Annotated in this window: 11 protein-coding genes; 4 read left to right on the top strand and 7 right to left on the bottom strand. The window is 73.5% G+C overall.

All coding sequences use genetic code 11. From position 1 onward, the window contains the following. Nucleotides 1-43: 43 nt before the first annotated feature. Entirely contained in the window at nucleotides 44-952 is a 909-nt protein-coding gene (locus tag ACPPVT_RS09240; RefSeq protein ID WP_426566695.1) for a pseudouridine-5'-phosphate glycosidase, read from the top strand. Continuing rightward, the gene (locus tag ACPPVT_RS09235; RefSeq protein WP_426566694.1) at nucleotides 949-1869 is read left to right on the top strand and encodes a carbohydrate kinase family protein; all 921 of its coding nucleotides are present in this window, start codon (nucleotides 949-951) and stop codon (nucleotides 1867-1869) included. Before ACPPVT_RS09240 ends, ACPPVT_RS09235 begins: the two co-directional genes overlap by 4 nt. On the opposite strand, the gene ACPPVT_RS09230 is transcribed toward ACPPVT_RS09235, so the two are convergent. Further along, complete coding sequence (locus ACPPVT_RS09230) at nucleotides 1847-2446, bottom strand: hypothetical protein (protein ID WP_426566693.1); 600 nt, start codon at nucleotides 2444-2446, stop codon at nucleotides 1847-1849. The two genes, ACPPVT_RS09235 and ACPPVT_RS09230, sit on opposite strands and share 23 nt — an antisense overlap. 133 nt (nucleotides 2447-2579) lie before the next feature. On the opposite strand from ACPPVT_RS09230, the gene ACPPVT_RS09225 reads away from it, so the two are divergent. After that, nucleotides 2580-4331, top strand: a complete 1752-nt coding sequence (locus ACPPVT_RS09225; RefSeq protein ID WP_426566692.1) for an AMP-binding protein — start codon at nucleotides 2580-2582, stop codon at nucleotides 4329-4331. 19 nt (nucleotides 4332-4350) lie between these two features. On the opposite strand, the gene ACPPVT_RS09220 is transcribed toward ACPPVT_RS09225, so the two are convergent. After that, nucleotides 4351-4935 carry a helix-turn-helix domain-containing protein gene (locus tag ACPPVT_RS09220; protein ID WP_426566691.1) on the bottom strand — a complete coding sequence of 195 codons (585 nt, stop codon included), beginning with the start codon at nucleotides 4933-4935 and terminating at the stop codon, nucleotides 4351-4353. Between the two features lie 68 nt (nucleotides 4936-5003). Between ACPPVT_RS09220 and ACPPVT_RS09215 the strand changes: the two genes are divergently transcribed. Beyond that, the gene (locus ACPPVT_RS09215; protein ID WP_426566690.1) at nucleotides 5004-5738 is read left to right on the top strand and encodes a class I SAM-dependent methyltransferase; all 735 of its coding nucleotides are present in this window, start codon (nucleotides 5004-5006) and stop codon (nucleotides 5736-5738) included. A 2-nt stretch (nucleotides 5739-5740) separates the two neighbouring features. Here ACPPVT_RS09215 and ACPPVT_RS09210 read toward each other — a convergent pair whose 3' ends face one another. The 5 genes from ACPPVT_RS09210 to ACPPVT_RS09190 all read right to left on the bottom strand — a co-directional run bounded on the left by ACPPVT_RS09210 (nucleotide 5741) and on the right by ACPPVT_RS09190 (nucleotide 11778). Then, nucleotides 5741-6385, bottom strand: a complete 645-nt coding sequence (locus ACPPVT_RS09210) for an NUDIX domain-containing protein (protein WP_426566689.1) — start codon at nucleotides 6383-6385, stop codon at nucleotides 5741-5743. Beyond that, nucleotides 6382-8061 (bottom strand): CTP synthase, encoded by a 1680-nt coding sequence (locus ACPPVT_RS09205; RefSeq protein ID WP_426566688.1) that lies wholly within the window; start codon nucleotides 8059-8061, stop codon nucleotides 6382-6384. The genes ACPPVT_RS09210 and ACPPVT_RS09205 overlap by 4 nt, the downstream gene beginning before the upstream one ends. A 62-nt stretch (nucleotides 8062-8123) precedes the next feature. Continuing rightward, the gene (locus ACPPVT_RS09200) at nucleotides 8124-9242 is read right to left on the bottom strand and encodes a glycosyltransferase family 4 protein (protein WP_426566687.1); all 1119 of its coding nucleotides are present in this window, start codon (nucleotides 9240-9242) and stop codon (nucleotides 8124-8126) included. Next, entirely contained in the window at nucleotides 9239-10906 is a 1668-nt protein-coding gene (gene murJ / locus ACPPVT_RS09195; RefSeq protein ID WP_426566686.1) for a murein biosynthesis integral membrane protein MurJ, read from the bottom strand. The genes ACPPVT_RS09200 and murJ overlap by 4 nt, the downstream gene beginning before the upstream one ends. Further along, entirely contained in the window at nucleotides 10903-11778 is an 876-nt protein-coding gene (locus ACPPVT_RS09190; protein ID WP_426566685.1) for a hypothetical protein, read from the bottom strand. Before ACPPVT_RS09190 ends, murJ begins: the two co-directional genes overlap by 4 nt. Between the last annotated feature and the right edge of the window lie 5 nt (nucleotides 11779-11783).

Here is an 11783-nt window from a genome sequence, read left to right as displayed (position 1 = left end):
CCCCGTCGCTGGTTAGGCTGCCGCACATGATCTGGAGCTGTGGATGATCACGCTGTCCGACGAGGTTCGCGACGCGCTCGCCGACGGCGCACCGGTGGTGGCACTGGAGTCGACGATCATCAGCCACGGCCTGCCCCGGCCGGACAACCTGCGCGTCGCCCGCGAGATCGAGCAGGCGGTCCGCGACGCAGGGGCGGTCCCGGCCACCGTGGCGCTGGTCGCCGGCCGCGTGCGGATCGGCCTGGACGACGACGCGCTGGCCACCGTGGCCGGCGACGACAGCGTGCTGAAGGTCAGCGTGCGCGACCTCGCCGTGGTGGCGGCCCGTGGCGGGCACGGCGCCACCACGGTCGCGTCCACGGCGCACCTGGCGGCGCGCGCGGGGATCGCGGTGTTCGCCACCGGCGGGCTGGGCGGTGTGCACCGAGGGGCGAGCACGACGTTCGACGAGTCCGCCGACCTGGTCACGCTGTCCCGGGTGCCGACCACGGTGGTCTGCGCCGGGGTGAAGTCGATCCTGGACATCGCCGCCACCCTGGAGCGGATGGAGACGCTGGGCATCGGGCTCGTCGGCTACCGCACGGACAGGTTCCCAGGGTTCTATCTGACCGACTCGGGGCACCCGGTCGAGCACCGGGTGGACGACCCGGCCGAGGTGGCCGCCGTGATGCGCGCCCGGGCGGCGCTGGGCACCGACCGCGCGGGGCTGGTCGTGGCCAACCCGTTGCCCGAGGACGAACAGCTCGATCCGGTGCTGCACGACCGCGTGCTGGCCGCGGCGCTGGCCGGCGCCGACGCAGAAGGCGTGCACGGCAAGGAGACGACGCCGTACCTGCTGGCCCGCTTCCACCAGGACACCCAGGGACGCAGCCTCGCGGTGAACACCCGGATCATCCTGCGCAACGCCCGGCTGGCGGCACAGATCGCGCTCGCGCACGCGGTGGCCGGATGAGCGTCGCGGCCGAGCCCGTGCTGGTGCTCGGCGACGTGATGACCGACGTGGTGGCCCGGGTGGACGACCCGCTGGCCCTCGGCTCGGACACCGCCGCCCACGTGCAGACCCACCAGGGCGGCGCCGGGGCCAACGTCGCGGCGTGGCTGGCCGCCCTCGGCCGGTCGGTGCGCTTCGTCGGACGGGTCGGCACCGACCCCTTCGGCACCGAGTCCGTGCAGGTGCTGCGGGACGGTGGCGTCGACGTCCGGGTGGCCCGGGACCCGTTGCGCGCCACCGGAACCGTCGTCGTGCTGGTCGGCGCCGACGGCGAGCGGACCATGCTGCCGGACGCCGGCGCCAACTCCGGCCTGACCGTGGACGACGTCGCGACCGGCTCGGTGCAGACCTGTTCCTGGTTGCACCTGTCCGGCTACACGCTGCTCAACCCCGGCTCGCGGGACGCGGGCACCGCCGCGCTGGCGGCCGCGCGGGCCGCCGGCGTGCCCGCCTCGGTGGACGTGGCGAGTGCCGCGCCCTTGCAGGCGTTGGGGGGCAAGGAGTTCCTGCGGCTCACCGACGGCACCGATCTGGTCTTCTGCACGCTGGAGGAGGCCGAGGTGCTGGTCGGCACCCGGGACCGCGAGCTCGCCCTGGCCCGGCTGACCGGCAGCTACCGCGAGGTAGTGCTCAAGCTGGGTGCGGCCGGCGCAGGTTGGGCCCGCGAGGGCTCGGCCAGCGTCGGCGTCCCGGCCTGCCCGGCGCCCGGCCCGGTGGTCGACACCACCGGTGCCGGCGACGCGTTCGCCGCCGCGTACCTGGACGCCGCGCTGGGCGGTGCGCCGACCGGAACCGCACTGTCGCAGGGGTGCCGGGCCGCCGCCTCGGTGGTGACCCGGGTGGGCACCCGGCCGCTCAGTCCAGGCAGCCGACGTTGACCTGGGTCAGGCCCACCGGCGCGGCTGCCGCCGCGGTGTAGGCCGCGGCGAAACCGCGGGCCTGCTTCTCGGTGGCGAAGTAGAGGGTCGCGCCGGACCAGTAGTCGTACTGGTCCAGACCCAGCGCCTGGGTCGCCCCGTCGTCGCAGGCCACGTCGCCGACGACTGCCCGGTAGCCGACGGCCGCGGCGTGCGCCGTCGCCTGCTGCAGCGCCGGGTCGTTGACGCTGTGGCCCACGGCCAGGTACACCGCCCAGACCGGGTCGCCCTGCGACGGCTCGCCGAGCGCCCTCGGCCAGCTCGGTGCGACCGATGCCGTCGCGCCGGCGCTGGCGGCGGGGGTGCCGCCGGCTGTGCCAGCAGGGGTGGAGGTGGGGCTGGAGGTGGGGCTGGAGGTGGCGACCGGCGACCTGGTGGCGGTGGCCTTCGGCGTCGGTGCGCTGGGGCCGGCCGGGACGTCGCCGGCGGCGGCGGCCCGGGGTGCGTCGGCGAGTCCGCCGAGACCGCACCCGGACAGCAGGACGGTGGCCAGTGCGCAGACCGTCGCGACGGCCGCGACGGCGGTACGGCTGCGCATGATGAGTCCTCCTGGTGCATCTGGGATCGACCTCACAAGGTTCGACAGGACCCGGGCGCGGCTTGAGCCGCCACGTCGATCGCGATGCCTCGCCCCGTTGCATGCCATCGCCGTGGGTGCCAGGGTCCTTGACATGACCTTGCGCGAGCACGACAACAGCCACGAGACCTTCCGGGCCGCCCGCGACCAGCTGCTCCTCGCGCGAGAGGACCACGACCAAGCGGTGCAGTACGCCCTTCCGCGGTTGGAGCACTTCAACTGGGGGCTGGACTGGTTCGACGTCGTCGCCGGGTCCGAGCCGTCCGGGTCGAGGACGGCGCTGAAGGTGGTCGAGGACGACGGGTCGAGCGCCGAGATGACCTACGCCGAGCTGGCCAGCCGGTCCAGCCAGCTGGCGGCCTGGCTGCAGGCCCACGGCGTGGACCGCGGCGACCGGCTCCTGCTGATGCTGGGCAACCAGCTGGAGCTGTGGGAGACGTTGCTCGCCTGCGTCAAGCTGGGCGTCGTGGTCATCCCGGCCAGCACGCTGCTGGCCACCGCGGACCTGGCGGACCGGGTGCACCGCGGTCACGTGGCGCACGTGGTCGCCCGATCGGAGGACGTACCGAAGTTCGAGGGGGTGCCGGGCAGCTGGACGCGGATCGCCGTCGGCGACGACCTGCCCGGGTGGCTCTCCTACGGCGCCAGCTTCGAACACCTGGACTCCTTCACCCCCGAGGTGGCGACCCGCGCCGACGAGCCGCTGCTGCTCTACTTCACCTCCGGGACCACCGCCGAGCCCAAGCTGGTGGAGCACACCCACACGTCCTACCCGGTCGGGCACCTGTCGACCATGTACTGGATCGGCCTGAAGCCGGGCGACGTCCACCTGAACATCAGCTCGCCGGGCTGGGCCAAGCACGCGTGGAGCAACGTGTTCGCGCCGTGGAACGCCGAGGCGACAGTGCTGGTGGTGAACCAGTCGCGGTTCGCGGCCGGCCCGCTGCTGGACGTGATGGCCGACTGCGCGGTGACCACGTTCTGCGCTCCGCCGACCGTCTGGCGGATGCTCGTGCAGTCCGACCTCGAGGCCCACCGCGGGCGCATCCCGCTGCGTGAGGTGGTCGGCGCCGGCGAGCCGCTCAACCCCGAGGTGATCGAGCAGGTCGAGCGGGCCTGGGGTCTGACGGTCCGCGACGGCTACGGCCAGACCGAGACGACCGCGCAGATCGGCAACCCGCCCGGTGCGGTACTCAAGCCGGGTTCGATGGGTCGGCCGCTGCCCGGCTACGACGTCGTCCTACTTGACCTGGTGACCGGGCAGCCGGGCGACGAGGGCGAGATCTGCCTGCCGCTGGACGGCCCGGCCGGGCGACCGGTGGGGCTGATGGTCGGCTACCGCGGCGACCACGACCGGAACGCGGAGGCGATGCGCGGTGGGGCGTACCACACCGGGGACGTGGCCCAGCGCGACGGCGACGGCTACATCACGTACGTCGGGCGCTCGGACGACGTGTTCAAGGCGTCGGACTACCGGATCAGCCCCTTCGAGCTGGAGAGCGTGCTGATCGAGCACCCCGCCGTTGCCGAGGCCGCCGTGGTGCCGTCCCCAGAGCCGACCCGGCTCGCCGTGCCCAAGGCGTACATCGTGCTTGCCGCTGGGTACGAGCCGACGGCGCAGACGGCCGGCTCGATCCTGGACCACGCCCGCGCCAACCTCGCGCCCTACAAGCGGATCCGCCGGATCGAGTTCGCCGAGCTGCCCAAGACGATCAGCGGCAAGATCCGCCGGGTGGAACTACGAGCCCGCGAGGTCGACCTGCACGGCGCAGGCAGCGACGTCCAGAGCCGGGCCAGCGCGACCGAGTTCTGGGAGGAGGACCTCCCCCGCTCGACCGGCAGCTGAGCAGCCACGGGAAACAGCGTCAGGCTCGTCGGGGGGCGGCGCGCACGTGCATCCGCTCACCCTGCGGCCCGAACAGCGCCAGCGCCTCGACCTGCCGGCCGCCGTCCGAACCGATGGCGTGCGGCGTCCGGGTGTCGAACTCGGCCACCTCGCCCGAGGTCAGGACGAGGTCGTGCTCGCCGAGCAGCAGTCGCAGCCGCCCGCTGAGCACGTAGACCCATTCGTAGCCCTCGTGCGACCCCATCGCGGAGGCCCTCGCCACCTTGCCAGCCGGGATGATCACCTTGAACGCCTGCAGGCCCCCGGGCTGACGGCTCAGCGGCACGAAGGTCATCCCACCGCGGGACACCGGGCGGCCTTGCACCCTGGGGTCGCCGGTCTCGGGCGCGCCGACCAGCTCGTCGATCGCGACCTGGTAGGCGCGCGCCAGCGGCAGCAGCAGCTCGAGCGTCGGCTTGCGCTGCCCGGACTCCAGGCGGGACAGCGTGCTCACCGAGATCCCGGTGGTCTCGGCCAGCTGGGCGAGGGTGCCACCGCGCTGGTGCCGCAGCGCGCGCAACCGTTGCGGCACCGCGGCCAGGACAGCTGCACTGGAGTCGGGCATGGCCCTCAGTTTGCCGGAACGGCAACGCGACTTGTCAAGACGAGCCAAGCCTCCGCACACTGCTGTCCATGACGAACTCCTCGCCGCCCGTCCACCATCACGGAGACCAGCACGGAGACCAGCACGGTCACCAGCACGGTCCGGCGCAGGACGCGGAGCTCGCGCAGATGTTCGAGCTGCCCTGGTGGCAGGAACGCTACGGCGCGCCCGAGGCGGTCTGGAGCGGGCGGCCCAACTCGCGGCTCGTCGAGCACGCCGGCCCGCTCGCCCCCGGCAGCGCGCTGGACGTCGGCTGCGGCGAGGGCGCGGACGCCGTGTGGCTGGCCGAGCGCGGGTGGACGGTGACCGCAGTCGACTTCAGCCAGGCCGGGATCGACCGGGCCCGGGCCCACGCCGAGTCGGTGGGCGCTGAGGTGGCCGCGTGCATCACCTGGCTGCGCGAGGACATCCGGGTGTGGGCCCCGCCCCGGGCGAGCTTCGACCTGGTCACGTCGCAGTTCATGCAGCAGCCGACCATCGTGCGTCGACCGCTCTTCGCCCGGCTCGCCGAGGCGGTTCGCCCCGGCGGCACCCTGCTAGTCGTCGGTCACCACCCGCTCGACATCGACACCGGCCTGCGAACGCCGGCCAACGTCGAGGCCATGCAGGACGCGATGTACACCGCCGACCAGGTCGCCGCGGACCTGGACCCGCAGATCTGGCACGTCCAGGTGGCCGAAGCGGCCGGCCGCGACGTCCCGGGGCCGGAGGGCGACCCGATCCGCGCGCACGACGCCGTGCTGCGGGCGCGCCGGTCGGCCTGACCCTAGGACTTGGGACGCAGTCGAGGATGCTCCGGCCACGGAGTGTCCGCCGGTTGAAGCGTGCTCCAGCCGTTGACCCGACCGGCGTGCGCGGCCAGCACCCCCACCACCAGGGTCGGGCTGCTCAGCCGGTTGGCCAGGACCGCCGCGTGCACCTCGTCCAGGTCGAACCAGACGGTCGGCATGTCCAGCTCCTCGCCGTGACGCTGGTGCCGGGCGTGCTCGGGCACCGGTGACAGGTCCCGGGCGAGGTAGCAGCGGAACGCCTCGGACGTCCCGCCGGGCGAGAGCAGCCAGTCGATCAGCACGTCCCACCGTCCGGCCTGCAGGTCGGCCTCCTCGGCCAGCTCCCGCTGGGCCGCCAGCAGCGGCGGCTCACCCTCGACGTCCAGCAGCCCAGCGGGCAGCTCCCACAACGTCATGCCGACCGGGTGCCGGTACTGGTGCACCAGCGCGACCCGGCCGGCGTCGTCCAGCGCGAGCACGCCCACCGCGCCGGGATGGTCGAGGAACTCGCGGGTCACCGTGCCCGCCCGTCCCAGGTCGACGGCCTCGCGGCGGACGTCCCAGACCATGCCTTCGAAGGCGACCTCGGACGACGAGACCGGGTTGGGCGTGAACGTGTCCGCGAGCTCGCGCTCGCTCACGCGCCGGCCACGACCTGCTCGCGCGGCCGATCCACCTCGACCAGCCGCGCCGAACGCTGGGCGTCCACCGCGGCGCGGACCAGCCCGGAGAACAGCGGGTGCGCGCGGTGCGGCCGGGACAGGAACTCCGGGTGCGCCTGCGTCGAGACGTAGTACGGATGGACCTCGCGGGGCAGCTCGACGAACTCGACCAGCCCCCCGTCCGGCGAGGTGCCGGAGAAGACGAGACCGGCCTGCTCGAGCTCACCGCGGTAGGCGTTGTTCACCTCGTAGCGATGCCGGTGCCGCTCGGACACCGACGTCGCGCGGTAGGCCTCGGCCACCACGCTGCCGGCGGTGAGCTTGGCCGGGTAGGCGCCCAGGCGCATCGTGCCGCCCATATCGCCGCCGCCCTCGACGATGGCCTTCTGCTCCTGCATCGTCGCGATCACCGGGTTCGGGCTGTCCGCCTCGAACTCGGTGGACGACGCACCGGCCAGGCCGGCGACGTTGCGCGCGTACTCGATGACCATGCACTGCAACCCGAGGCACAGGCCGAGGGTCGGGACCTGGTGCTCGCGGGCCCAGCGCAGCGCGCCGAGCTTGCCCTCGATGCCGCGCACCCCGAAGCCACCGGGGACGCAGATCGCGTCCACCCCGCCGAGGGCACGCTGGGCGCCGTCCGCGGTGCTGCACTCGTCCGAGGCGACCCAGCGCAGCCGGACCTTGGCGTCCTGGTCGAAACCACCGGCGCGCAACGCCTCTGTCACCGACAGGTAGGCGTCCGGCAGGTCGATGTACTTGCCGACCAGCGCGACCTCGACCTCGTGCTCGGGCTCGTGCACCCGCCGAAGCAGCTCGTCCCAGTCGGTCCAGTCCACGTCTCGGAACGCCAGTCCCAGCCGGCGGACGACGTAGGCGTCCAGGCCCTCACGGTGCAGCACCTTGGGGATGTCGTAGATGGACGGAGCGTCCACCGCGTTCGCGACGGCCTCGGCGTCCACATCGCACATCAGCGAGATCTTGCGCTTCATCTCCGGCGGCACCGGACGGTCGCTGCGGATCACCAGCGCGTCCGGCTGGATGCCGACCTGACGCAGCGCGGCCACCGAGTGCTGGGTCGGCTTGGTCTTCAGCTCACCGGACGGCGCCAGGTAGGGCACCAGCGACACGTGCAGGAAGAACACGTTGTCGCGCCCCACGTCGTGCCGCACCTGCCGCGCGGACTCCAGGAACGGCAGCGACTCGATGTCGCCGACCGTGCCGCCGATCTCAGTGATGATCACGTCGACGTCGGACGAGGCCTGCGCGCGCATCCGGCGCTTGATCTCGTTGCTGATGTGCGGGATCACCTGCACGGTGTCGCCCAGGTACTCACCACGGCGTTCCTTGGCGATGACCTCGCTGTAGATCTGGCCGGTCGTCACGTTCGCGCTGGCCGACAGCGGCTGATCCAGGAAGCGCTCGTAGTGGCCGATGTCGAGGTCCGTCTCGGCCCCGTCGTCGGTGACGAACACCTCGCCGTGCTGGAACGGGTTCATCGTCCCAGGATCGACGTTCAGATAGGGGTCGAGCTTCTGCATCGTCACGCGCAAACCGCGCGATCGAAGCAGGAGTCCGAGGCTCGATGCGGTCAGGCCCTTGCCGAGGGAAGAGGCCACGCCGCCGGTTACGAAGATGTGTTTCGTCTGCGCCACGGACTTTTACTGTACTAGGTGTTGCGCCCGGTGCTGACCACCAGCCCCCGCGAGTCCTCGGGCTAGCGCACCAGGCCGTCGTAGATCTGGGCCCACATCTGCAGCACGTCGTCCTCGTCCGGCAGCAGGGCGAACCGCTCCAGGCCGGCTGCGGCGACCTGCGCCCGCCGCTCGGCGTCCACCAACAGGTCCCCCACCGAACGGGCCAGCGCTGCGGCGTCACCGACCGGGACGAGCGCCCCGACGCCCTCGACCAGGTCGGTCAGGCCGCCAACGTCCGTGGCCACCACGGCGAGCCCGGCCGCGAACGCCTCCTGGACGACGAGCGCCCGCGCCTCCCAGGCGCTGGCCAGGGCGAACAGGTCGCTGACCGCCATCAACCTCGGGACGTCCGCGCGGGCGCCGACCAGCTGCAGCGGAGCTCCGGTGTCGGCGATGCGCGTCCACAGCCGGGCGGCCAGCTCCTCGTCCCCGTCGCCGACGACGAGCCACTGGTGCGGCACCACGTCGGCCAGCCGCGCCGACGCGTCCACCACGACCTGCAGGTTCTTCTGCAGCGCGATCCGGGACACGGTGAGCACCCACGGCAGGTCCGGGTCCAGCCCGAGCTCGTCCGCGACCACCGCCCGCTCGGCCCGCCGGTCACCAACCCACGACCCGGCGTCCGGTGCGGCCACCGGAGCCAGCTGCACGGCTCGCGCGCCGAGCGTGCGAGCCCGGTCCACGAGGTCGCTGGATGCGCCGGTCACCAGGTCGGCGCGCCGGGCCAGCCACTGCTCGCTGAGGTCGCGAACCCGACGGTCCACGCCCGAGCCCAGGCTTGCGTTGTGCCAGGACACCACCACCGGACGCCGGGCCGCGCCGGTCCAGCCAGTCAGCCCGAGGGCCAGCACTCCGGCCTGGTGGCCGTGGGCGTGCACGACGTCCGCGTCGACGACGTCCTGGCGGGCCGCGGAGCGAAGCCCCAGCACCCGGCCCGGGGAGGCCGCGACGTGGTCGGGCCAGATCGGGCGCACGTCGGGACCGAAGTCGAAGCGGGCGGCGGACGCCGGTGTGGTCAGCACAGTGACGTCCCAGCCCAGCCGGGGCAGCCCGGTGGCCAGGCTGGACACGTGGACGCCGATCCCCCCAGCGACCGGGCCCACCACGAGCAGAACCCGACGACGCACGGTCACGCTCACGAGCCTCCATCTCCCGAGCGCGCGCCGCGTCGCAGCAGCGCACGCAGGTCGTCGCGGTCGACGACCGCGAGCCCCACCACCAACACCGCCCCCGCCAGCACCGATCCCACCACACCAGCGAGCAGTGCACCGGCGATCCCGGGTTCGAGCACCCGATCCGTCGCCACCCGACCCACCAGCAGGGCGACGACCGCGACCAGCAGGAAGGCGCCGATCACGGGCAGTGACGACGCCAGCTGGGTGGAGGAGCCTGTCGGGCCCACCCGAATGCGGTTCGCCCCGAACCAGAGGGCCACTCCGGCGACAGTCATGCCGAGCGAGCTGGCCAGCCCCAGAGCCAGCAGGGTGCGGCCGACGTCGCCATCGGCGTCCAGCGCCCGCACCAGCACGTACGACAGCACGACGGCTGACAGCCACCCCGCCACCGTCGACCTGGCCGCCCAGGACGCGTGCCCGGCCGAGAACAGGGCCCGCCCCAGGTGCGCGATGAGCGCGAAGCCGATCAGCCCCGGCGCGAAGGCGGTCAGCGCGAGCGGCATCGCGGAGAGGCCGGCACCTCCGACGTCCAGGGCTGAGAAGAGAGCGCCGACCGCAGGTGCGACCGCGACCAGCACCGCCGCACCGGCGACGGACACCACCAGGACCAGCCGGGTCGAGCGCAGCAGCGTGCGCCCGTAGCCGCGGGCATCCTGCGCCGCATACTGGCTTGACAGGGTCGGGAACGCGGCCGTGGCGAGCGGCACCGCGAGCACCGCGTACGGCAGCAGGTACACCGCCTGCACGTACTGGTAGACGTTGATCGCTCCGGTGCCGCCACTGGAGTTGGCCAGCCTCAGGGTGACCAGCACCAGCACCTGCTGGGCCAGCAGCCCGGCGAGCCCGGCCGCTGCCAGGGTGCGCACCCGGCGGGCGACGCCGAAGTCGAAGCGCAGCGTCGGACGCAGCCGGATCCCGGCCCGCAGGGCCGGCACGAACAGCGGCAGGCTGAGCACCACCACCCCGGCGGTCGTGCCCAGGGCGAGCAACGCCTCGGCGCCGCGCCCCGGCAGCCACGCGGCTGCGGCGGCGGGCTCGACCGGGCGCGTGGTCACCGCCGCGAACGTCAGGTAGACCACGATCACCACCAGGCTGGAGACCAGTGGCGCGAGCGCCGGACCGAGGAATCGTCGGTGCGCCTGCAGGACGCCGGTGAGCACGATCCCGACGCCGTACAGCAGGACCTGGGGCGAGAACGCGACCAGCATCCGGGCAGCGCTCTCCAGCTGCCCGGGACACTGGTCGGAGCGCAGCAGGGCATGGGCGATCGGGCCGGCGAGAACGGCGACCAGCACGGCGACCGGGGTGAGCACGACCACCGCCCAGCAGAGCATTGCCGACGCGGCCCGGTTCGCGGCGTCGCGGTCACCGCGCACCAGCGACGACGAGAGCACCGGCACGACCGCGGCGGCCAGGGCGCCACCCGCGACCACCTCGAACAGCACATTCGGCACCAGGTTCGCGCTGGTGTACGCCGTTCCGACGCATGAGCTGCCTACCGTGCCGGAGAAGACCAGCCAGCGCCCGAAGCCGACGACGCGGGTGAGCAGGGTGAGTACGGCGATGGTGGTGGCCGCACCGGCCACCCCCAGAGTGAGGGCGCCGACCCGGCCGCGCGGCCCGCTCACGTGCCCGACGCGGGCCGACGGCCCAACCCGTCGAGCTCGCGCAGGCCTGGCGTCGACTCGATCACCTTCGTGAAGCTGACCTTCTCGCTGGCCACGGTCAGCGCGACCAACCCGGCCAGCGCCGCCAGCCGGCCCGCGCGAGCCCTCCCCGCGACCAGGCAGACCCCCAGCAACGCACCCGCCGCGTTGGCGCCGGTGTCACCGAGCATCCCGCGCTCGGCGAGGTCCTGCGGCAGCAGCGCGGCAGCAGCGCCGGCGGCCGCGCCGGCCGGTCCGGCCGCCGCCGGGGCGGAGGCCAGCACGGGTGCCGCCAGCAGCACCGTCTTCAGCGCGCGACCTGGGCGCAGGTCCAGCAGGTTGACCAGGTTCGCCGAACCGGCCACCACGGCACCGCCGACCAGGACGTCGATGCAGCGGCCGAGCACGCCCGTCCCCTCGCCGTCCGCTGCTCTGCGCTCGTCGGTCAGCACGAGCGCCGACGCGAGCGCCCCGCTGGCCGCCAGACCGAGGATCTTCACGGCTCCCGTGGTCACCTCGCCGCGCGCCAGCGCGCCCAGGTGACCGGCCAGCCCCTTGCGGACCGAGCTCTCGGCGAGGTCGTCGTAGGCACCCAGCCCGCCGGCCGTGGTCACGGCGACCAAGGCCGCGGCGCGCACCCTCGGGGGCACTCCCGGGGCAACCAGCAGAGCCTTCGAGGTTCCGGCGACGAACGCTGCCCCCTCGAGCAGGCTGATCGGCTCGCCGCGGTGGTTGGTGCGGGTCCACCGCTCAGCACCGCCCGGCGGGTACCGGTCCAACGCGGTGGACGCCGCCCTGGCCGCGGCCGCGGCGAGCAGCGCGGCGGCCGCCCCGGCGCGCCGTGGCCCGCTCATCGCCG

Source organism: Angustibacter sp. McL0619, from assembly GCF_049994355.1.
Classification (GTDB): Bacteria; Actinomycetota; Actinomycetes; order Actinomycetales; family Angustibacteraceae; genus Angustibacter.
The sequence above is the reverse complement of the archived record's forward strand: the minus strand, read 5'-3'. Positions and strand labels throughout refer to the sequence as shown.